The organism is Nonlabens sp. SY33080, assembly GCF_011784885.1.
In the GTDB taxonomy this organism is placed as follows: domain Bacteria; phylum Bacteroidota; class Bacteroidia; order Flavobacteriales; family Flavobacteriaceae; genus Nonlabens; species Nonlabens tegetincola.
Window position 1 is genome coordinate 910,476 of the sequence record NZ_CP050461.1, and the last position, 23,385, is coordinate 933,860.

Here is a 23,385-nt window from a genome sequence, read left to right on the forward strand (position 1 = left end):
TTTTGTTGATAAATCAATAAAAAACAAACTCAAAATAAACGGCAAAATAATGTTCTACGTATATCTTTGACCTATGGAACCGTTTATAGTAAGCGCACGTAAATACAGACCCGAAACCTTTGAAGATGTTGTTGGTCAAAGGGCAATTACTCAAACTCTAGAGAATGCTATAAAAAGCAATCATCTAGCGCAGGCGTTACTATTTACAGGACCTAGAGGTGTAGGAAAAACTACCTGTGCCAGAATTCTTGCCAAAAAAATAAATCAAGAAAGTGGAGATTACAGTCCCGATGAGGACTTTGCTTTCAATATTTTTGAATTAGATGCTGCCTCAAACAACGGTGTAGAGCACATACGTAGTATTGTCGATCAAGTACGTATCCCTCCACAAGTGGGAAAATATAAAGTATATATCATCGATGAGGTTCACATGCTATCAAATGCTGCCTTCAATGCGTTCTTAAAAACCCTTGAGGAACCACCATCTCATGCTATTTTTATTTTAGCCACTACCGAAAAACACAAAATCATCCCTACCATATTATCTAGATGTCAAATATTTGATTTTAAAAGGATTACGGTAGGTGCTATGAGAGATCACCTTAAAAGAATAGCGCAACAAGAAGGAATAAGTGCTGAGGAAGAAGCGTTGCAAATAATTGCTCAAAAAGCAGATGGTGCACTGCGTGATTCCTTGTCAATTTTTGATAGAGTGGTAAGCTTTTCTGGTAAAGATCTTACTGTACAAGCTGTAACAGAAAATTTAAATGTTTTAGATCGTGATACGTATTTCAAGGTAACCGATTTGATTCTAGATGGCGACATCCCTAATCTTCTAGTTACTTATGATGAAATACTAGCTAAAGGTTTTGATGGTCATCATTTCATAAGTGGTCTTGCAAGTCATTTTAGGGACCTCATGGTTTGTAAAGATGAGCGCACTATCCAGCTTTTGGAATTAGGTGAAAAAACTAAAGCAAAATATAAAAGTCAGTCTTCTCATACAGATTTAGGTTTCCTGCGTGAGGCTATAGAAATAGCAAACAACGCCGATTTTAACTACCGTGCTAGTAGAAATCAACGATTACATGTCGAACTAGCTATAATGAAACTAGCCTCTATCCTTCAGGATGGAGAAAAAAAAAACTCCAATAGCTACATAGTAGGTCCTGAAAAGTTTACAGAAATCCTAATAGATGATGTAAAACCTACTGAGGAACAAAAACAGGAAACAGCTCACGTTACGAAAGCAGCACCTTCAAAAGTAATATCTGAAGAGCCATCAACTTACAGGAATTCTGAAAAGCCTATAGAATCAACCAGTCCTGTACCAAAGAAGACACCTCATTTGAATTCCCAAAACTTTGTGGATACCAATGATCGTGAAGCTCAATTAAAAGCTGCTAGAGAAAGATTGTCTTCTAAAACTAAAGAAACTGTAAGTAGTAGTTCTATCAAAGCTATAAAGGTGAAAAATGAGCACGTCGCCAAAGCTGCTCAAAAAGTAATTAAACATGATGAATTACCTACAAAACCCTTTAGTCAAGAGGAGTTAAATCTAGTATGGAATAAATACGTGGATTATTTAGAGAATAAAGGCCAGCGTATTTTAGCTAGTATTCTCAATGCAGATGATCCTGAATTGATAGAAAAATCAGGTATACGCCTAAAATTTCCCAACAAATCAATGAAAGAGGATCTTGAAAAAAATCAAGGTACGGTTTTGGAACATTTGAAAAGGGAGTTAAACAATTACAATATTTATTTTGATATCATAGTAGATGAGCAGGTAACCAAAAAATATGTTTTTACAGAGCAAGAAAAGTATCAAAAATTGTCTGAGAAAAATCCCGCGCTAGAATTACTAAGAAAAACATTTGATCTCGATTTTAAATAAAAAAAAAGCAGCTCTACGGCTGCTTTTTTGATATCATAGGACAACTGATTTTATAACTTGTAAGCTATACCTAATTGAAAGTATCTGTTATTCGCTTCAGCTATTTCACCAAATTCCCTATCAAAAATGTTAGCGAATCCATAACTATATCTCAAGTCCAAAGTCCAATTTTCATCTAGGTTGTACCCTATTCCACCTACACCAGCAATATCCCAGTTATAATAATCATTATTATCACGTTCAGTAACGTTTACTCCTGCTTGTGGTCCTAACAATAGATAAATTTTTTCTCCTAAATCTACTTTGGCAAGAACACCTACTTGTAACCAATTTGTTTTAAATTGAACATTATCTCCGTTTTCTAATCGCAGCTCTTCTTCATTAACACCTATTGCAGAAAGTCCAATTTCAGGCTGTAAACTAAAGGAATCACTTAATGGTACAACAGCAAAGAAATTTGCATGTAACCCTAATCTAGAATCGGCATCCTCAATATCACCCGATAAATTTGAGTAATTAAGACCTAACCTAAATCCATACTGAGCTTCACCGTTTACCTGAGAATAGGCATTCAGAGAAATAAAAATCACAAATAAGGATAAAATAATATTTTTCATGTGTTCTAATTATTTAATTCAAAAGTACTGTTTAATAGTTTAATGCTGCTTAAATATATTGTTGCCAAGAATTATATCCGATTATCTGCATTATATATCGATTTTATGATACCATCGGACAATCCAATCTTCGGTACATAAATATTTTTGGCCATACTCCATTTCATTGCTCTTAGATAAATTCTACAAGCAGGTATGATAACATCTGCACGATCTTGATTCATATTCAAACTGTAGATACGTTCTTCATAAGTATACGATTGTAACTTTTCATAGTAACTAGCTAGATAAAAGTAAGAAAGTGGTTTTCCTTGAGATTTACCGCTACTTTTAAATATGTTATTAATATTACCACCAGAACCTATTAATTCAATTTTGGAATATGGCTTACAAACTTCTTTTACCCAATTCTCTGCCTCTGCCCAAAGAGAGTTATTTACCATATCATTAAGTAGTCTAACAGTACCTATTTGGAAGGAACGAGAAACGACCTCTTTCCCATAAGCGAAAAGAGTAAATTCCGTACTACCACCACCTACATCGACATATAAATAAACCTTTCTTTCGTCTATCACATTATGTAAATCGGTCATTGCAATTATAGCCGCTTCATGGGATCCATCAATAATTTCGATCTTAATACCGCAATTCTCTTTAATATAATCTGCGATTTCTTGGCCATTTTGGGCACCTCTCATGGCACTCGTTGCATAGGCTTTATACTTTTCAACCTTATGCACTTGCATGAGCAGTTTGTATGCCTTCATGGCGTCTACCATACGATTGAAATTTACTTCACTTATTTCACCAGTAGTAAATACATCTTGACCTAATCTAATAGGTACCCTTACCAAACTAATTTTTTTAAAGTTTGGTGGATTTCCTGTCATAGTATTTGCTGTTGCGATAAGCAGTCTAATTGCGTTAGAACCTATGTCAATGGCACCATATTTAACAGATTTAAAACTCATTATTGATTCTTAAGATAAGTATAGGTTTCGTATTGAGATCTTACAGATTTGTCTTCTAAAAGTTTTACATAATTATTATTTTGATTCTCATCGATCAGTCTAGCTTTTACGTTGTCATTCCAACAAATCTCTAAAGTTTCTAATATTTGTCTTTTCACTTCGTTATCATAAATGGGACAAGCTATCTCTACTCTATGGTCTAGATTTCTAGTCATGAAATCTGCACTTGAGATATACAATAGATCATTCCCATCATTGTGAAAGTAGTAGGCTCTAGGATGCTCTAAATATCTATCTACAATACTTTTGACTGTGATATTTTCACTCATTCCAGGAACTCCTGGTATCAGGCAACAAATACCACGTACAATTAATTCTATTTCAACACCTGCATTTGACGCCTGGTACAATAAATCAATCATCTTGAAATCGGATATCGAATTTAATTTACACCTTATGAAGGCTTTTTTTCCCGCTTTCGCGAAAGCGATCTCTTTACGAATCAATCGTTCAATACCGTTTCTTAAATAATGTGGTGCAACAAGTAAATGTTTATATCTATGTAATTTATAATTAACTTCAAAAAAGTCAAAAACTCGTTCTACCTCTTTGAGAACTTTCTTGTTAGATGTAAAAATGGTGTAATCGGTATAAATCCTAGCGGTTGCTTCATTAAAATTTCCCGTTGAAATGAATCCAAGTCTAGTGTTTTTACCTTTAATCACCTTGTTTACTACACATGCCTTACAATGTACTTTAAGCCCAGGAACTCCAAATATGAGTTTAACTCCTTCCTCTTGCATGAGTTCCGCATAATTGATATTTGCCTGTTCATCAAATCGCGCTTGTAACTCTATCGATACTGTGACTTGTTTTCCATTCTTAGCGGCATTTATCAATGCAAAGGCTACCTGTGATATTTCTGCAAGTCGATAAATAGTTATTTTAATGGTAGTAACGTATGGATCTAGTGCAGCCTCTCGTAGAAACCTAATTGTATTGGAAAACGTATGATAAGGCGTGTATTGTAAGATGTCTTTTTCTTGAATTATCTTAAAAATGGAACCTCTTGCTGGTATGTCCAATACCGGTAATGGCGATTTCTGTTCGTACAATAAATCCGTTCTACCTAGACTTGGGAATTTTAAATAATCCCTACGGTTATGATACCTACCACCAGGAATTATGGAATCTACGTCGTCAAGATGTAATTTATTTAGAAGAAATTCTAAAGTTTTATTATTTATTTCCTTGTCATACACAAATCGTACTATATCACCATCTTTTCTATCCTTTACACTACGTCTTATTTTCTCTAAAAGGCTTTGTTTTAGGTCAATATCCATTTCCAGCTCTGCATCAAGAGTAACTTTGATCATATGAGCTTCGATATATTTGTAATCAAACATATCAAATGTATAATGTAGTCGATGTCTAATTACATCATCCAATAAAATTACATATTGATTATCATCATTTTCTAACCTAGGAAGAACTACAAATCGATTTAAGTATTTTGGTATCTCAATAATGGCATACTGCGTTGTTTCATTTTTTAAAACCATTCTTACTGCTAGATATCCCAAACCATCTCTCAAACTAGGTAGCGGCTGATTCGGTTTAAGAACAATGGTTGAAATTGCGGTACTTATTTTTTCATTGTAAAAACTTCTTATAAAGCCTTCATGTTGTTTTGGCAATTCCTTTTCATCTACAATTAATACATTTTTTTGCTTTAATTCGTTTTCCAGCTGTTCTAAAACGGTAAAACTTCTCGCCTGGATTGATATAACCTCTTTATTAATCTCTTCTAATAAATCTCCGGCTGATATTCCTCCTAATGATTTAGTTGCATTTTTTCCTGCCTTATATATTCTTTGAATGGTGGCATATCGGACCCTAAAAAACTCATCTAAATTATTGGAAAAAATCCCTAAAAACCTAAGTCTTTCAATTAAAGGTACCGATTGGTCTTCTGCCTCTTGGAGTACTCTTTCATTGAATTTTAACCAACTTAATTCACGATTGTAGTAAGTATTCATTAACGAAGTTGTTTTGGGAAAATATGTGAAATCGTTTTACCAGGATTCAAGTCTTTCCATGAATTAATTGAAAATTCAAGAGTTACACAGCCCGTAGTAGGAACATTATCAAAGTAAATATCTCCAAAGTGATTTACAAATTCAGTAATTCCATGATTATGAGAGAATATTGTAATATGATCAAGGTCGTCATTTGCATTAAGAACAACTGATTCTAATTCTTCCTTGCTAAAAGTATATAAACTCCTATTAATTGAAAGAGATTTTAAATTATAATCAAGGTACTCGCAAACGAGAGTTGCAGTTTGTAGTGCACGTGCTGCACTACTTGACATGTAAATATCTGAATTAAATGAATTTTTTTTCAAATAGCTACCTATCAAATGTGCATCTTGTATACCACGTTCTTTAAGAACCCTGTCGTGATCTCTTACTTGATATTCCCAAGTAGATTTACCGTGCCTGATGAGCGTTAATTTTTTCATTAAGGTTGTAGTCTTTTCATTTCCCAAATTGAATTTACCTGTTCAAAAAGTAGTCTATCGTGCAATCTATTTGGCCTTCCCTGCCAAAATTCAAAACTATATGGTTTACAAATAAAACCTCCCCAAAATTCAGGCATTGGAATTTTTGAAGTGTTTTCAAATCTTTCTCTAACAGTCTTGAGTTTGGATTCCAGCTGTTCCCTAGATGCTATCTGTGAACTTTGTTCACTAGCCCAAGCACCTAACTGACTTTCTCTAGGTCTCTTTTTAAAATAATTCTCAGAATGTTCTTTAGATACCTTTGAAATAGTAACCTTTATAATAATTTGTTTTTCTAAAGCAGGCCAAAAAAAATGTAAACATCCTTTTTGATAATTTCCAATAGCTTTTGATTTTTCGCTTTCATAGTTTGTGTAAAAAACAAATCCATTATCAAGAATTTCTTTGAGTAATACAATTCTATTTTTTGGAAAACCATCACTACCTAATGTCGCAATAGACATAGCGTTTGCTTCTTCAATTTTTGGATGTTCTTTAGCCATTTCAAACCAATCCTTAAATAACAAAAAAGGATTATTAGGAACATCTGATTCTATCAATTCACTTTTTTGATAGTTTTTACGTAAATCGTGTAATTCAGTTTTCATGGGCACAATAGTTCATATGCAATTTACAAAATGCATAGTTGAATTATTGAGATTAGTAATTAAAAGAATTTAAATAAGACAAATAAAAAAGCCTTATCAAATAATGATAAGGCTTTAAGTCGGGGTGGCAGGATTCGAACCTGCGACCTCCTGCTCCCAAAGCAGGCGCGATGACCGGGCTACGCTACACCCCGAAAAACATTGGAGAATGCTGCGGAGAGACCGGGACTCGAACCCGGGCAACGCTTGCGCGTTGACAGATTAGCAATCTGCTCCATTACCACTCTGGCACCTCTCCAAAAATTTAAGAACTTACTTCAATTTCTCAAAGCGGTTGCAAATCTACGTCAAAGAATTAGTTTTCACAAAACATTTTTACGTTTTTTATTCGGGATATTCAATTCTAACATGATAAATACTGTTTAACTTCTTTTTTATCAATAGTTTGACCTTTTTAATTTCTTTTAAAGTTAAATCAGAATTATCAAACTGACCACTATTTAAATGTCCATCTATAACAGTTTCCACTAGTCTATCAAATTTTTGTGCAGTCGGTTGTTGTACACTCTTTGAAGCTGCTTCTATACTATCACTTATCATTAATAATGCTGTTTCTTTACTGAATGGTTTAGGGCCGGGATAGCTAAAATTCTCTTTAACTGTGTTTGGATCGAGCTCTTTATTTTTATGATAAAAATATTTGACAAGAGAATCTCCATGATGGGTTCTTATAAAGTCAATTATTCTATCAGGAATATTGTACTCCTTAGCTAACTCTACTCCTAGTAATATATGGTTTATTATTATCCTTGCACTTTCTTTGGGTGCTAGATCATCATGAGGATTAATTCCATTAGTTTGATTTTCGATGAAAAGAGTCGGATTGCTAATTTTTCCTATATCGTGATATAAAGCACCGACTCTAACCAACATCGAATTTGCTCCGATTTCACTTGCAAGATATTCTGCTATATTAGCTACATTCAAAGAATGATGAAAGGTTCCTGGCGCTTCGTTGGATAATCTTTTTAACAATGGAGCATTGGTATCTCCTAATTCAAGTAATGAAATATCACTCGTCATATTAAAAACTTTTTCATAAGCATATATGAGAGGATAAATCATTAGGACGAGAATACTACTGATTACTATCTGCCCTAATTTTTCCCATTTAATAGTGAAATCCGCATCACTAAATAATGAAAATGAAATCCAAATAATTGTAGATACAATTAGAATTTTAACAACTACTACAAATAAATTAGCTCGATTATAAATTTTTGCATTTGAGGTTAAGGCTACAATTGAAATCAATATTTGTTGTGTTATAAAAATAAGGGGATTTAAAACATTAAGGCTTATGACAAGTGTTACTAAGACACTACAAAATAAAGCCAATCTTGTAGAAAAAAATGATTGAAGAATCAAAGAATAAATTACAAAAGGTACAATTAATATATAATCAGGATAACTATACGAGAAAAATATTCCTAAACAAATGAACAATAATGTATTGAATAAAATGAAAATAATATTCTTATTAATCAATAAAAGTGCTCCATTAAATTTTTTGATATACAGATAAAACGCTAGTAATAGAACATAAAGTATTGCTCCTTTACTAATTTTACTAATCAGTCGATCTTTGACGTCTGAATTCTTTACATAATTTCGATTTAAGGAATCTAGCACTTTCAACTTTTCACCTTGAACTATTTCACCTTTAGCTATTATTCTACTATTTTGTTTCACCCAATAGTCAATAGGTAAAATATCTGAAATAGCAGTATTAATCCTCTTATTCGTTTCTTCCTTATCAAAGAAAATATTTTCTTCAGGGACATTAAAAACATTAAATAATGAATCAGGAAGTAAATTTCTTATTTTCTTTTTTAGTTCAGTTCTTCTAATAAGTTTATCCGTATTAATAATACTTTCCTCACCATTCTTAACTAATATGATAGTTCGATTGATCAAGGTATCAGAAATAACACCTGTTTCGTAAGAGTTAAGTATTATTTCATTTATATCATTATTCAGATTTTCACTAATAACTTTTTCACTATTCGCAAGAATAAGATTTTTATTTTCAAGTGATACTTTCTTAAAAGTATATATCGGAAATTGACTTTCTATTGCTTGTTTTTTTTCTGAAATTAATTCCTCATTCGTTTTGTAAACAGGGAAATCAAAAGGCGCGTATAAAACATCCTGTGACCAAGGTTCACCGTTTTGATATCGCAATGAAAATCTATTACTTTCCGGAGTTAATAGAACAATTAAAACCGAAGACAGAAACAAAATGACAAATAAAGCCAAATGTTCAATTTTAAAATATTTTTTTATAAACGACATCCTTTACTTTAAGGTTGAATTAACCACTTTACAATTTTAAAAAGCAGTGTTTTTATGTATTTTCGCAGGTAAAGATAAACATCATGAATAAAGTAGTAATTGTATCCTACGCAAGAACACCTATTGGTAGCTTTATGGGAAAGTTATCAACCATCCCTGCAACACAATTAGGTAGCATAGCAATCAAAGGAGCAATAGATAAATCTGGGATTGATCCAAACCTCGTTCAAGAAGTTTTTATGGGTCACGTTGTTCAAGCAAATACGGGTCAAGCACCTGCTAGACAAGCAGCTCTAGGAGCAGGTATATCAAAAAACACTCCTTGTACTACTGTAAATAAAGTTTGTGCGAGTGGAATGAAATCTATAATGATGGCAGCACAATCAATAGCTTGTGGAGACGCTGATATTGTCATTGCAGGTGGAATGGAAAACATGAGTCAAATACCACATTATACACACTTACGAAATGCTACAAAGTTTGGCCCTAGCACTCTAGTCGATGGAATGCAGCGAGATGGATTAATTGATGCCTATGATAAAAATGCTATGGGAGTATGTGCTGACCAGTGTGCTATCGACCATAGTTTTACAAGAGAAGATCAAGACAAATTTGCAATTCAATCTTATAACAGATCTAGTGAAGCTTGGTCAAATGGAAAGTTTAGTGATGAAGTAGTTCCAGTTCATGTCCCACAGCGCCGTGGTGATGATTTGGTAGTTGATAGAGATGAGGAATACTCTAATGTCAAAATGGATAAAATACCTTCATTACGCCCTGCATTTACTAAGGATGGTACAGTGACAGCGGCAAACGCCTCTACGATCAACGATGGTGCTGCCGCGTTACTTTTGATGAGTGAAGATAAAGCTAAAGAATTAGGTCTTAGTCCAATTGCTTACGTAAAAGGATATGCAGATGCAGCACTGAGTCCTGAGCATTTTACAGTTGCTCCTGCAAAAGCTTTACCCAAAGCTTTAAGTAAAGCAGGTGTTTCTCAAGATGAAATAGATTATTTTGAATTCAATGAGGCTTTTTCAGTTGTTGGATTAGCAAATATGAAGCTATTGGGACTTAATGATAAGAACGTTAATGTGTATGGTGGTGCGGTTTCACTAGGGCATCCATTAGGCTGTAGCGGTGCTCGTATAGTAACTACATTATTAAGTGTGCTTAAACAAGAAAGCGGAAAATTAGGAGCTGCTGCTATTTGCAACGGCGGCGGTGGTGCAAGCGCTATGGTTATAGAAATGTTATAATACATGAGATACGGTATTTGCCCAATTTCAATTGCTCCGTTAAGAGCTGAAGCTAGTGACAAAAGTGAGCTAGTATCTCAGGTACTATATGGGGAAATATTCAAAATTATCGAACCAAGAAAAAGTTGGTCTAGGATACGACTTGCACATGATAAATATGAAGGTTGGATAGATAATAAACAATTGAGGGAAATTGAGTCAGAAGACTATCATAGCATTCATCAACTTCCCAAATCATATTGTACTGATTTAATTTCTCATGTAACACATGAAGATGGATCGTTATCTACAATATGTATTGGTGCGCAAATAAGCTCTTCTGCTTTTTTAGGAGACACGTTTAATGGAGAATATCGTGATTTTGCAGAAATTGAAAAATCTAAAATAGTCGAAAACTCTTTACTCTTTTTAAATACATCATATTTATGGGGTGGACGTAATCCATTGGGTATCGATTGCAGCGGATTTACACAATTAGTATATAGATTGAACGGGCATTCCATTCCTAGAGACGCTTCACAGCAAGCAAATATTGGCGAAGCTTTAAGCTTTATAGAGGAATCAGAACCAGGTGATTTGGCCTTTTTTGATAATAAAGAAGGCTTAATCACTCATGTAGGAGTCGTTATGCAAGATAATTACATTATCCATGCCCACGGCAAGATAAGAATAGATCGCTTAGATCAAAGTGGTATTTTCAATGTAGAAAGTAATTCGCATACTCACAAGTTAAGGGTAATCAAAAAAATTATCTAATTAAAAAAGCCTCTCATAATATTGAGAGGCTTTTTTAATAATCTTTATTTTAAGCTTTCGCGAAAGCGTGAAATTTAAACTTTTTATTTTCCTTGAAGAGCATCGATTTTATCTTGCATTTCAAGTGCTCCGTATAAGCTTAATAAAGTACCTTTTACGTTTGCGTTTTCCGGCTTGATTTTTAAAGCTTTTTCAAAAACATCGATTGCGCTTTTGTATAACTTTTCTTGATCATCATACGAAGTAGAATCCAAGTTTCCTTTTTCTAAATATATAGCGCCTAAATTATATAAGGTAACAAAATTATCAGGGTTCTTAGATAAACTTAAATTAAAATATTTAATAGCTTCATCATAATTTTTATTTTGAACGGCGGCTAATCCAAGATTATCAAAAACTTTTGGGTCCGAAACTTCATCTACAAGCGCCTTAGTAGCTTTTTTATATTCATCCATCATACCCAAGGTTAAATACATATCTGCCTTGTTTATTTTCAAAGATTCATCATTTGGATATCTATCAAACGCATTTACAAAAACCTCTTTTGCTTTGGCATCTTGACCAGAGTTTTTGTAAAGCCAGATTAAATTACTAACTATTACTCCTCTATTAGAAGGTGATTTCTCAACTATTAAATTTTTGTATTCTCCCTTAGCAATAGCAGCTTCTACTAAGACTTTATTAGGAAATATCTCCTCTTTCCCATCCTTTACCCTAGTAGCTTTAAAAATATCTTGCTCTCCTGAGAAACCATTATTAAACAATTCTTCATAGTAAAATAAAGCCTCATCAAATTCTCCAGTGGAGTACGCTAAATTAGCAGCATTAAATTTCATTGAATGATCATCTGGATAAAAGGAAGCTAGTTTTTTAACTATTGAAAGAGCTTTTTGCGGATTTGAATTTGCTAATTTACTTGCATTTTTAACTAGCAATTGTCTTCCTAAACTTTCAACAAAACTAAATTTAACCTCATCATCAAATCCTAACTCTTCAGCTTTTTTCAATTCATCCATAGCTAATAATAGCTGATCAACATCGTCAGGTGCATTTGTAAAAAGAGTGAATGCATTGTAAAATGCATATTCATCTTTATAATCAGCTTCTATTTCATTTTCATTTAGAGTATTGAAAATTTCCATTGCAGTTGCGATGTCATTTCTATCTACTGCCTTTGCTATTTTTTTGAATTGCTTCTTTTGTGCAGTGGCAATTACTGCACAAAAAAGAAACATAATAGTTACTATTTTTTTCATTTTAAAATTTTTGTTATTCTTCGCTATCATCGGTAACAACAGTTGTGCCATCGTTTTCCGTTGCCTCAAGGCTATCGTCGTCGTTTTCATCTTTAACAACTTTTGCAACTGCAGCAATCGAATCGTTACCTTTTAAGTTTATAAGCCTTACTCCTTGTGTTGCTCTTCCCATAACTCTTAGGTCAGAGACATTGATTCTAATCGCAACACCAGACTTATTGATAATCATTAAATCATCAGAGTCAGTTACATTTTTAAGAGCCACTAAACTTCCTGTTTTTTCAGTAACAGAGATTGTTTTTACACCTTTTCCTCCACGATTAGTTTCTCGATAATCTTCTAGGCTTGACCTTTTACCGTATCCTTTTTCAGAAACGACAAGAATATTAGAATCCATATCATTTACAGATACCATTCCTATAACCTCATCATCGTCGTGCGCAAGTCTTATTCCTCTAACTCCACTCGCACTACGACCCATAGGCCTAGTTTTTGATTCATCAAATCTAATTGCTTTACCGCTCTTCAATCCTAACATTACATGGCTATCTCCAGTCGTTAGTTTTGCTTCTAACAAGGTATCCCCATCCTTAATAGTAATTGCATTAATACCATTTGAACGAGGTCTTGAGTACTGTTCTAAAGAAGTTTTCTTAACCTGACCTTTTTTAGTAGCCATTATCACATAATGACTATTAATATAGTCTTCGTCTTTAAGATCTTGAGTACAAATTACTGCCTTAACCTTATCGTCTTGCTCAATATTAATTAGATTCTGTATAGCTCTACCTTTGGAAGTACGACTACCTTCTGGTATTTCATAGACTCTCATCCAGAAACACTTACCTTTTTCAGTAAAGAAAAGCATGTATTGATGATTTGTTCCTATAAAAATATCTTCCAGGAAATCTGCATCACGCGTTGTACTTGCCTTCTGTCCTACTCCACCTCTATTCTGAATTTTATATTCATTCAAACTAGTACGCTTAATGTAACCTGCATGTGAAATTGTAATTACAACTTGCTCATCTGGTATCATATCTTCGATGCTCAAATCACCACCAGCATACTCGATTTTTGATCGGCGCTCATCACCAAATTTCTCTTTAACCTCGAGAAGTTCTTCCTTAATAATAGCCATTCTACGCTCTTTTTTAGCAAGAATATCTTTAAGGTCTGCGATGGTTTCTAAAAGGTCGTTATACTCTGATCGTAATTTATCTTGTTCTAGTCCTGTAAGCTGTCTTAATCGCATTTCAACGATAGCTCTAGCCTGAATTTCAGAAAGTTCAAAACGCTTAATTAGCTTTTCTCGTGCTTCTTCTCCATTTTTACTGGAACGTATAAGTGCAATAACCTCATCGATATTATCACTAGCAATAATTAATCCTTCAAGGATATGTGCTCGTTCTTCAGCTTTACGCAATTCAAACGTTGTTCTACGAGTTACTACCTCATGTCTGTGCTCCACAAAATAATGGATCATCTCTTTTACATTAAGTAATTGCGGTCTACCGTTTACAAGAGCAATGTTATTCACACTAAAACTTGATTGTAAAGCAGTATGCTTATACAATTTATTAATTACGATATTAGGTATAGCATCCCTTTTAAGAACATATACGATACGCATACCTTTACGGTCGGATTCGTCTCTTATAGAAGAGATTCCTTCAAGTTTTTTCTCGTTGATAAGATCGGCTGTTTTCTTAATCATATCAGCTTTATTTACCTGATATGGCAGCTCATCAACGATAATACATTCACGTCCTTTTACCTCTTCAATACGTGCTCTACCTCTTATTTTAACGCGACCTCGCCCAGTATGCATGGCTTCTTTTACTCCATCATAACCGTAAATAATTCCACCTGTTGGAAAATCTGGTGCTTTTACATGGTTTATGAGTTCATCCACTGTAATATCGTTATCTTCAATGTAGGCGATTGTACCATCTACCACTTCAGATAAGTTATGAGGTGGCATATTAGTAGCCATACCTACTGCAATACCGCTAGCTCCATTTACGAGCAGGTTAGGTATTTTTGTAGGAAGAACAGTAGGCTCGCTTAACGTATCATCAAAATTAAGTTGAGTATCTACAGTTTCCTTATCGATATCAGCGAGCATTTCCTCACTTATTTTACGCATTCTGGCTTCAGTATAACGCATGGCTGCAGGTGGATCTCCATCTACACTACCAAAGTTACCCTGACCATCAACCATCATATACCTCAATGACCATTCTTGCGCCATACGTACCATTGTATCGTATACCGATGTATCTCCATGAGGATGGTACTTTCCAAGTACCTCTCCTACAATTCTTGCACTTTTTTTGTAAGCTCTATTAGATAGTACACCTAGCTCGTACATTCCATAAAGAACCCTACGGTGAACTGGTTTTAGCCCATCGCGCACATCTGGCAGTGCACGTGACACTATGACCGACATCGAGTAATCGATGTATGCTGACTTCATTTCATCCTCGATATTAATCGGGATCAACTTTTCTCCATCTGCCATGAATTATCAGTGTTTTAAATTATGAACAAGCAAGATAAGCAAACAGCTAGTATTTATAAGGGTTTAGGCCTACTTTATCCTGTTTTTTATTAACACATTTTAAGAAATCCTGTTTATAAGTTTTAACTTAGATTAACGATGCCTAAAATCATGTTTTAAAGTTAGACTACTTGCGTTTAAATAGTTTCAAATCAGGTGTTTTATTACGCTTTCGCGAAAGCGAACCCAACCACTTAAACTTTATATTAACCGTAATTTATAAAACGGTACGGCTTTTGAACGATTTAATTCATTAAATTTAGCCAAAGAAGCAAGTTATATGGATGATAATTTTTCACCGAGAGTCAAAGACGTGATAGCCTATAGCAAAGAAGAGGCGTTAAGGTTAGGTCACGATTTTATAGGCACTGAACATCTTATGTTAGGTCTTTTGAGAGATGGAGATGGAAAGGCCATTCAAATTTTAGGAAATTTAAGTGTCGATTTAGATTTACTACGTAGAAAAGTAGAAATATTGAGTCCGGCAAATCCTAGTTCGGAATTGAAAGCAAATGAAAAAAAGAATTTGCACCTCACTAGACAGGCAGAAAGAGCACTTAAAACAACCTTTTTAGAAGCAAAGCTGTTTCAAAGTTCCTCTATTAATACTGCACACTTACTATTGTGCATTTTACGCAATGAAAACGATCCTACGACTAAATTGCTCAACAAAATGCAAGTAGATTACGATGGTGTAAAAGAGGAGTTTAAAACCTTATTGTCTGAAGATGATAATTACACTGATGAACCACTCGCACAAAGTTTTAGCGATGATGATTCTAATGAAGCAGGTAAGGATGATGGAGAAAACTTATTCTCAGGAAATGCCGATAAAAAAGGTAGCAAGAAAAGTAAGACACCTGTTCTAGATAATTTTGGACGTGATTTAACCAAACTAGCAGAAGACGACAAACTTGATCCTGTTGTAGGTCGTACGGAAGAAATACAACGTGTATCTCAAATTTTGAGTAGACGTAAAAAGAACAATCCTTTATTAATAGGTGAACCTGGAGTTGGTAAAAGTGCTATAGCCGAAGGTTTAGCCCTGAGAATCGTTCAACGTAAAGTTTCACGTATTTTATATGATAAAAGAGTGATAACTCTTGATCTTGCTAGCCTAGTTGCTGGTACGAAATACAGAGGTCAATTTGAAGAACGTATGAAAGCGGTAATGAATGAGCTTGAAAAAAATGATGATATTATTTTATTCATTGATGAAATTCACACCATAGTCGGCGCTGGTGGTGCTGCTGGGTCATTAGATGCTTCAAACATGTTTAAACCAGCGCTAGCACGTGGTGAGATACAATGTATAGGTGCAACAACTCTTGATGAGTATCGTAATAGTATTGAAAAGGATGGCGCTCTTGAACGACGTTTTCAAAAAGTGATGGTAGAACCAACTAGCGTTGAGGAAACTATAGCTATTCTTAACAATATTAAAGAGAAATATGAAGATCATCATAATGTAGAGTATACGCCTGAGGCTATTGAAGCGTGTGTAACGTTGACCAATAGATATATGACCGATAGGTTTCTGCCAGACAAGGCTATAGACGCTTTAGATGAAGCAGGCTCAAGAATTCATATTACAAATATCGAAGTTCCAGACCAAATTGTCGAAATAGAACAAAAGCTGGAAGAAGTACGCGAGGAGAAGACTAATGTTGTTAAAAAACAAAAGTATGAGCAAGCTGCCCGATTAAGAGACGATGAGAAAAAGCTAGAACAACAGCTTAAAGATGCTCAAGATGCCTGGGAAGAAGCTTCTAAAAATCATAAGGATACAGTTACCGAAGAAAACGTGGCTGAAGTTGTAAGCATGATGACAGGTATTCCTGTTAACAGAATAGCTACCCAAGAAATGAAGAAATTGAGCAACCTTAATGAAACTATAGGTAGTTCAGTAATTGGGCAAGAAAAGGCTGTAAAACAGGTAGTAAAAGCTATTCAACGTAATCGAGCTGGTTTAAAAGATCCTAATAAACCAATTGGATCTTTTATATTCCTAGGGCAAACTGGTGTAGGTAAAACACAACTTGCTAAAGTTTTGTCCAAAGAGCTATTTGATTCTGAAAACTCATTAATCAGAATTGATATGAGTGAATACATGGAGAAATTTGCTATAAGCAGGCTTATAGGTGCGCCTCCAGGATATGTAGGTTATGAAGAAGGTGGACAGCTCACTGAAAAAGTACGTAGAAAACCATATAGCGTGGTTCTATTGGATGAAATTGAGAAAGCTCACCCAGATGTCTTTAATATGTTATTGCAAGTTCTTGACGATGGTTACATTACCGATAGTTTAGGACGCAAAATCGATTTTAGAAACACCATCATAATTATGACAAGTAATGTAGGTGCTAGACAACTTAAAGATTTTGGTTCAGGTGTAGGATTTGGTACAGCAGCTCGTAAGAGCGCTGCAGATGAGAATGCGCGTAGTGTTATTCAAGCTGCCCTTAAAAAGACATTTGCTCCTGAATTTTTAAACAGAATTGACGATGTAATTGTGTTTAACGCTTTAGAAAGAGAGGATATTCATAAAATTATTGATATCGAGCTAGAAAAATTACTAGCACGTATCAAAGATTTAGGATACGAATTAAAACTAAGCGAGAAAGCAAAGGATTATATTGCCGATAAAGGTTTTGACAAACAGTATGGTGCTAGGCCTTTGAAAAGAGCTATTCAAAAACATATTGAAGATACTCTTGCAGAGGAAATTGTTAATAATCAACTTCAAGAAGGAGATTCAATATCTATGGACTTGGATGAAAAAACCAATGAACTTGTCATTAATATTGAAAAAGCAAGTACGACGGAATAAGTTATTTTTAATATATGCTATAAAAGGCTACTCTTTTTTAGAGTGGCCTTTTTTTATTTATTGCACAATTGTTAAAAACAAATAACTTCAAATCCTAAAAACATGTTTTTAATCGAATAGTAAGCTAAATGATTTTCCAAAATTAATAATGATTAGGTATCAAAATACATTTACTCCATCAATTAAAAATAGGGAATATGAAAACAGTAGATTTAGATTTTGGCCGCTTTGAGTTTTACCCAGATCTTGTAATTGGAACAATCAACGAAGGAGTTCACTTTGATAAAAAATTGAACGAGACTTTAAGAAATAATATCGTTTATCATTATGGGGTTCATCATCCTATAGGTTATATAAGTGTAAGAGAGAACAACTATTCTGTAGACCCAATGATACATTTAGAAAATAAAAAATTTGACAATCTATGTAGTGTGGCAATAGTTGAAAATAGAATTTATGGAATGAGTAGCATCGCTCTAGAAGCAAAATTTTTTAAGCCAGGAAAGCTTAAATCATTCATTACCCCAGAGGATGCACTTATATGGACCAATAAACAAATTGAAAACTCTATAAGAAATAAAGAGCTCAAATATCAATTGGTTTAAAAATCAATTTTAGTTTCTTCAAGAAATATTCTAGCAGCTTTTATATCGCTATACATGATACGATCCTCATCGAGTTGAGACACATAATCACGTAAAGAATTAACTATCCTCTTCAGAAATGGAGAGGTTTGTTTTTTTCTAAAAGAAAGAGATTCTGCTCCAGCGATAAGTTCAATTCCCAAAACAGTTTGACAATTATCTAAAAGTTCATATAATTTAACTGCTGCATTTGCTCCCATGCTCACATGGTCTTCCTGCCCATTTGAGGATACTATACTATCAGTAGAACTAGGATTAGCTAGAGATTTATTTTTGCTTACAATACTGGCTGCAGTATACTGCATGATCATCATCCCACTATTCAAGCCTGGGTTGTGCACAAGAAAAGAAGAGAGTCCTCTTTTACCACTCATTAACTGAAAGGTACGTCGCTCACTTATGTTTGCGATTTCACTAAGAGCGATTGCCATATAATCCAAAGCTAAGGCAAGTGGTTGACCATGGAAATTACCAGCAGAAATCACTTCATCTGAATCTGGAAAAACATTAGGATTATCAGTAACTGAATTGAGTTCTGTAACAATGGTTTTAGTAACAAAGTTTAAAGTATCCTTGCTAGCACCATGTACCTGTGGTACGCATCTAAAACTATATGGATCTTGTACATTATCCTTAGCATCCTGTGCTATCTCACTTCCATCTAGTAAGTCTAGTAATAATTGAGCGCTTTCTAATTGTCCAGCATGTGGCCTAATTAGATGACTTTGAGGTAAAAATGGAGATAATGAACAATTAAACCCATCGATTGATAATGAAGCGGTGATGTGAGACCAGTTCCATAGCTGTTCTGCCTTCAATAATCCATTAATAGCATAAGCAAGCATGAATTGAGTACCGTTTATAAGGGCCAAACCTTCTTTAGACTTTAAGTTCAAAGGCTCCACACCATAATCGTTTTTCAAAGCGCTCGCATCTCTAACTTCATTGTCAATATATATTTCCCCTAAACCTAGCAACGGTAAAGCCATGTGCGCGAGTGGCGCTAGATCACCACTAGCTCCTAATGAACCTTGTTCATAAATAACGGGTAATAAATCATTATTAAAGAAAAAAATCAACCTTTCAACAACTTCTATACTTACTCCACTATGGCCGTACGATAGACTTTGTATTTTACAAAAAAGCATGATCCTTATAATCTCCTTAGGAACAGGCTTGCCGGCACCACAAGCATGTGATATGATTAAGTTTTTCTGTAACTTCTCTATATCTTGTAGTTCAATGCGAGTGTCACATAAGGAACCAAACCCAGTATTGATACCGTATGCAGTAGGCGCCTCCATGGCGCCATATTTTTCATCGAGGTACTTGCGACCTTTTAAAATTCGTTGCTTGGCATCTTCCGATAGTTCTAATTCAGTTACTTGAAAAGCAATCTCGGATAGTTTGTTTTTATTAATATGAGCAGATGATATTGTATGCTTCATAAGTCTTGGTAGATGTTAAGTTTTGTAGTTTTGATTAAATAATTTATTGCTGCTGTGGTGGTTGTTGCTGTGGTTGTCTAAATAAGTTAAGAATGGCTGGTCCTATAAAATTGCTAATAATGCTAGCTTTAAGACCTTCATGTGCATAGGTTTGAACAGCTAGATCACCACTAGCTCCATGCAGATAAACACCAAACAATGTGGCAGTAATTGGATCATACTTTTGTGCAAGAAATGCCGCTATTACACCGCTTAATACATCACCACTGCCTGCTGTTGCCATACCTGGATTGCCAGAATCATTAACAAACATACCTTGTGGTGTAACGGTAAAAGTGAATGCTCCTTTAAGGACTAAAATGACTTTATGTTCCATAGAGAATTTTTGAGCTTTTGATAATTTATCATAGCTCCCTTTCCACTCTCCTATTAAACCTTTAAGTTCTCCATCATGCGGCGTGAGAATAGAGTTTTCTGGAATTTTCTTTAAAAGATCTAGATCTCTTGACAATAAATTGATTCCATCGGCATCAATAACCACCGGTGATGCTTGTTTAGATATCGCTTTCGCGAAAGCGGAGAAAGTATCATCTTTTAATCCCAGACCAGGACCTACACATAAAACATAATTCTGTAATTCGTGATCAAAATTAGTTATGTGAGATTCGCCAGAACTTAAAATGCTCATTACCTCTGGAACCGAGCATTGTAATATAGTATTACCGTCTTCTGGAATAAGAGCCGTAACTTTTCCAGCACCTGCATTTATTGCTGCCCCAGAAGCAAGAACTGCCGCTCCCATTTTGCCTTCGCTACCAGCCATAACAAGCACATGACCGTAATCTCCTTTATGAGAAAAAGGGTTGCGATTTTTATACATGCGCTGGGCTAGATCCTTGTCTACAAGATTTGCAAGTGGCTGTACCTGCATCATATATTCCGGATCTAGTCCAATATTAATCACTTCATAAGTACCTACTAAATTTCCTGTTTCGGGAAGGAAAAAAGATAGTTTAGGAGTTTGAAAGGTAAAAGTATGATTGGCACGAATAACAGGCGCATCATTTTGCGCTTGATCTGCAAACAAGCCGCTAGGCATATCAACAGCTACTTTAAAGGCTCTTGAATTATTAATGTGCTCAACAAATTCTGCCATCCAACCATCAATGGGCCTATTTATTCCTGTACCAAAAATCGCATCTATCACGATGTCTTGTTGACCTATTTCTGGAAAATCATCTTTACAACTTAATAGAATAGGCCAGTCTTTTGTAACCTCCTTAATTCTATCATAGTTTACAAGGAAATCCTTACTGCGCTTTTTACTGCAGTTGGTAACATAAGTGGTTACATGATATCCATGCTGGATGAGATGTCTTGCGATTGCTAGACCATCACCACCATTATTACCTATTCCACAAAATACTTTAATAGGAACAGGAGCTCCATTAAGTCGTTGATGTAAACGTTCAAAGACAAGAGTGGCAACACGCTCCATTAAATCAATACTTGAAATTTGCTGTTTTTGTATTGTAGAAGCATCTGCCTGAGCTAATTGCTCGCCGCTTAATATTTTCAAAACCTTATAATTTAGAATTGCAAAATAAGCTTTTTGTAACAGCTTTTAAATAGGGTTAATATTCTTTAAAAAGTACCATTGATTACAGTGTTGACTTCTTACATTTGTTCTACAGAATAATGGATTTATGAAAAATACCGCACTTACCAATACACATATAGAATTAGGAGCCAAAATGGTACCATTTGCAGGTTATAATATGCCTGTACAATATGAAGGTGTTAATATAGAACATCAAACTGTGAGAGATCACGTAGGAGTTTTTGACGTATCCCACATGGGAGAATTTCTTATTGAAGGTCCAAATGCACTAGAATTGGTGCAAAAAGTGTCATCAAACGATGCTTCTAAATTAACTGTTGGTCGTGCACAATATGCTTATTTACCTAATGAGACAGGTGGTATTGTAGATGATATGATTGTATACCGAATTAAAGACGAAACATATATGCTCGTCGTTAATGCCTCAAACATTCAAAAAGATTGGGATCATATTTCAAAATACAACACCATGGGAGCAACCATGCGTGATTTAAGTGAAGACTATTCGTTACTAGCCATACAAGGTCCCAAAGCTGTTGAAGCAATGCAAGCCTTATCCAGCGTTGATTTGAGCGCTATCAAATTTTATCATTTTGAAATAGGAGATTTTGCAGGAATCGATCATGTGATCATAAGCGCAACGGGTTACACAGGATCTGGTGGATTTGAGATCTACTGTAAGAATAAGGAAGTAAAACAAATATGGAATAAGGTACTAGAAGTTGGTGCTAGTTTTAATATTAAACCTATTGGTCTAGCAGCCCGAGATACTCTAAGGTTAGAAATGGGCTATTGTTTATACGGCAATGATATCAGTGAAATGACATCTCCTTATGAAGCAGGACTAGGTTGGGTTACTAAATATACCAAAGAGTTTGTAAACCACGAACAGCTATTGGAGCATAAAGAAAAAGGAGTAGATCGCAAATTGGTAGGCTTTGAAATGGATGAAAGGGCAATACCACGTGGTGGTTATGAAATCAAAGATAGTAACCAACAAGATTTGGGAATGGTTACTAGCGGTACCATGTCACCATCCTTAGGCAAAGGAATAGGAATGGGTTACGTACCGCCAGTTTTTGCAACGCCTGGTAGCAAAATACACATCCAGGTTCGTAAAAAGTTAATACCTGCAACAGTTGTTAAATTACCATTCTACAAAAAATAAGAATTATTTCAAGAATACTGATTTTAGGAGGTAGTGGTTTTATAGGAAATGCTCTCTATAAAGAACTTGCTCCATTTTATAATGTACACGCAACATATAAAACTGAAAATGCTGGTTATGAATCTAACCAGCATTTTCATTGGTTTGATATGGAGCAAGAAGAGGTAGACACCCTTTTACACTCACTACATCCAGAATTTATTATAAGCTGTGTAAGAGGAAATGTAAATAGTCAATTGTACCTTCATAACCAATTGATGAATTATGTTAACAAAAGTAATTGTCGTCTCATTTTTTTATCAAGTGCCAATGTTTTTGACAGATTCACAAATTTTCCCAGTTACGAATACGACAAAACTTTTTCGGAAAGTATTTACGGGAGATTCAAAATAAAAATAGAGAACGCACTTTTAAGATTACCACCACAAAAATATGTGATTTGCCGTATTCCTATGATTTACGGTTACAACAGTCCTAGACTTAAGGCTATTAAAGGACAATTATTGAAAAAAGAGGCCATTGAAGTATTTTCAAACGTTGTAATCAATGCTACCTATATTCAAAAGCTTACTCAACAAATTCATTACATCATAAATCGCAGAAGGCGAGGTATTTTTCATTTAGGAAGTAATGATCTTATACATCACAGTGAATTGGTTAAAGACATTGCGATAACAATAGGCTTTGAAAATCCTTTACTCAAACACGTATTTGACTCAAATGACGACAGGCAATTAAGTGTCCTACCAAAGGACAATTTATTACCTAAACATCTTCAATTTACGATTGATGACGTAGTAAAAAGTTGTGAAAAGCCTGCTTAAGG

At 34.6% G+C, this 23,385-nt stretch carries 17 protein-coding genes and 2 tRNA genes; 7 read left to right on the forward strand and 12 right to left on the reverse strand.

Annotation, left to right across the window (positions count from 1 at the left end):
- Positions 1-73: 73 nt before the first annotated feature.
- Positions 74-1,897, forward strand: coding sequence for a DNA polymerase III subunit gamma/tau (locus tag HCN53_RS04225; RefSeq protein WP_167342133.1), 1,824 nt, complete (start codon positions 74-76; stop codon positions 1,895-1,897).
- A 50-nt stretch (positions 1,898-1,947) separates the two neighbouring features.
- Here the strand turns inward: HCN53_RS04225 and HCN53_RS04230 are convergent, their stop codons facing one another.
- From HCN53_RS04230 to HCN53_RS04265, 8 genes are all read right to left on the reverse strand, one after another.
- Positions 1,948-2,514, reverse strand: coding sequence for a porin family protein (locus HCN53_RS04230; protein ID WP_105019176.1), 567 nt, complete (start codon positions 2,512-2,514; stop codon positions 1,948-1,950).
- A 71-nt stretch (positions 2,515-2,585) separates the two neighbouring features.
- Positions 2,586-3,485: an exopolyphosphatase gene (locus tag HCN53_RS04235; RefSeq protein WP_181072608.1), complete on the reverse strand. Its 900-nt coding sequence runs from the start codon at positions 3,483-3,485 to the stop codon at positions 2,586-2,588.
- Complete coding sequence (gene ppk1 / locus HCN53_RS04240; protein ID WP_167342134.1) at positions 3,485-5,527, reverse strand: polyphosphate kinase 1; 2,043 nt, start codon at positions 5,525-5,527, stop codon at positions 3,485-3,487. The genes HCN53_RS04235 and ppk1 overlap by 1 nt, the downstream gene beginning before the upstream one ends.
- Entirely contained in the window at positions 5,527-6,012 is a 486-nt protein-coding gene (locus tag HCN53_RS04245; protein ID WP_167342135.1) for a SixA phosphatase family protein, read from the reverse strand. Before HCN53_RS04245 ends, ppk1 begins: the two co-directional genes overlap by 1 nt.
- Entirely contained in the window at positions 6,012-6,659 is a 648-nt protein-coding gene (gene pdxH, locus HCN53_RS04250; RefSeq protein ID WP_167342136.1) for a pyridoxamine 5'-phosphate oxidase, read from the reverse strand. Before pdxH ends, HCN53_RS04245 begins: the two co-directional genes overlap by 1 nt.
- A gap of 119 nt (positions 6,660-6,778) precedes the next feature.
- Positions 6,779-6,853, reverse strand: a tRNA-Pro gene (locus HCN53_RS04255).
- A gap of 20 nt (positions 6,854-6,873) precedes the next feature.
- Positions 6,874-6,957: transfer RNA gene (locus HCN53_RS04260), tRNA-Ser, on the reverse strand.
- An 86-nt stretch (positions 6,958-7,043) separates the two neighbouring features.
- A complete protein-coding gene (locus HCN53_RS04265) occupies positions 7,044-9,014 on the reverse strand; it encodes an HD family phosphohydrolase (RefSeq protein ID WP_167342137.1) in 1,971 nt (656 codons plus the stop codon).
- Between the two features lie 83 nt (positions 9,015-9,097).
- Here HCN53_RS04265 and HCN53_RS04270 point away from each other — a divergent pair, with 83 nt between their 5' ends.
- Both HCN53_RS04270 and HCN53_RS04275 read left to right on the forward strand, forming a co-directional pair.
- Positions 9,098-10,273 carry an acetyl-CoA C-acyltransferase gene (locus HCN53_RS04270; protein WP_167342138.1) on the forward strand — a complete coding sequence of 392 codons (1,176 nt, stop codon included), beginning with the start codon at positions 9,098-9,100 and terminating at the stop codon, positions 10,271-10,273.
- 3 nt (positions 10,274-10,276) lie between these two features.
- A complete protein-coding gene (locus tag HCN53_RS04275; RefSeq protein ID WP_167342139.1) occupies positions 10,277-11,029 on the forward strand; it encodes a C40 family peptidase in 753 nt (250 codons plus the stop codon).
- An 83-nt stretch (positions 11,030-11,112) separates the two neighbouring features.
- Here HCN53_RS04275 and HCN53_RS04280 read toward each other — a convergent pair whose 3' ends face one another.
- Positions 11,113-12,285, reverse strand: a complete 1,173-nt coding sequence (locus HCN53_RS04280) for a tetratricopeptide repeat protein (protein ID WP_167342140.1) — start codon at positions 12,283-12,285, stop codon at positions 11,113-11,115.
- Positions 12,286-12,298: 13 nt separating this feature from the next.
- Positions 12,299-14,809, reverse strand: coding sequence for a DNA gyrase subunit A (gene gyrA / locus HCN53_RS04285; RefSeq protein WP_105019183.1), 2,511 nt, complete (start codon positions 14,807-14,809; stop codon positions 12,299-12,301).
- A 319-nt stretch (positions 14,810-15,128) separates the two neighbouring features.
- On the opposite strand from gyrA, the gene HCN53_RS04290 reads away from it, so the two are divergent.
- Together HCN53_RS04290 and HCN53_RS04295 are read left to right on the forward strand one after the other, a co-directional pair.
- On the forward strand, positions 15,129-17,678 hold the full coding sequence (locus HCN53_RS04290; RefSeq protein WP_167342141.1) for an ATP-dependent Clp protease ATP-binding subunit: 2,550 nt from the start codon (positions 15,129-15,131) through the stop codon (positions 17,676-17,678).
- A gap of 197 nt (positions 17,679-17,875) precedes the next feature.
- Positions 17,876-18,283 carry a hypothetical protein gene (locus HCN53_RS04295; protein WP_042279359.1) on the forward strand — a complete coding sequence of 136 codons (408 nt, stop codon included), beginning with the start codon at positions 17,876-17,878 and terminating at the stop codon, positions 18,281-18,283.
- Here HCN53_RS04295 and hutH read toward each other — a convergent pair.
- On the reverse strand, positions 18,280-19,770 hold the full coding sequence (hutH, locus tag HCN53_RS04300) for a histidine ammonia-lyase (RefSeq protein ID WP_167342142.1): 1,491 nt from the start codon (positions 19,768-19,770) through the stop codon (positions 18,280-18,282). The two genes, HCN53_RS04295 and hutH, sit on opposite strands and share 4 nt — an antisense overlap.
- Positions 19,771-19,813: 43 nt before the next feature.
- Positions 19,814-21,349: an NAD(P)H-hydrate dehydratase gene (locus HCN53_RS04305; RefSeq protein WP_167342143.1), complete on the reverse strand. Its 1,536-nt coding sequence runs from the start codon at positions 21,347-21,349 to the stop codon at positions 19,814-19,816.
- Between the two features lie 127 nt (positions 21,350-21,476).
- Here HCN53_RS04305 and gcvT point away from each other — a divergent pair, with 127 nt between their 5' ends.
- A complete protein-coding gene (gene gcvT / locus HCN53_RS04310) occupies positions 21,477-22,559 on the forward strand; it encodes a glycine cleavage system aminomethyltransferase GcvT (protein WP_167342144.1) in 1,083 nt (360 codons plus the stop codon).
- Positions 22,560-22,600: 41 nt separating this feature from the next.
- Positions 22,601-23,383 (forward strand): sugar nucleotide-binding protein, encoded by a 783-nt coding sequence (locus HCN53_RS04315; protein ID WP_317168814.1) that lies wholly within the window; start codon positions 22,601-22,603, stop codon positions 23,381-23,383.
- Positions 23,384-23,385 lie beyond the last annotated feature (2 nt).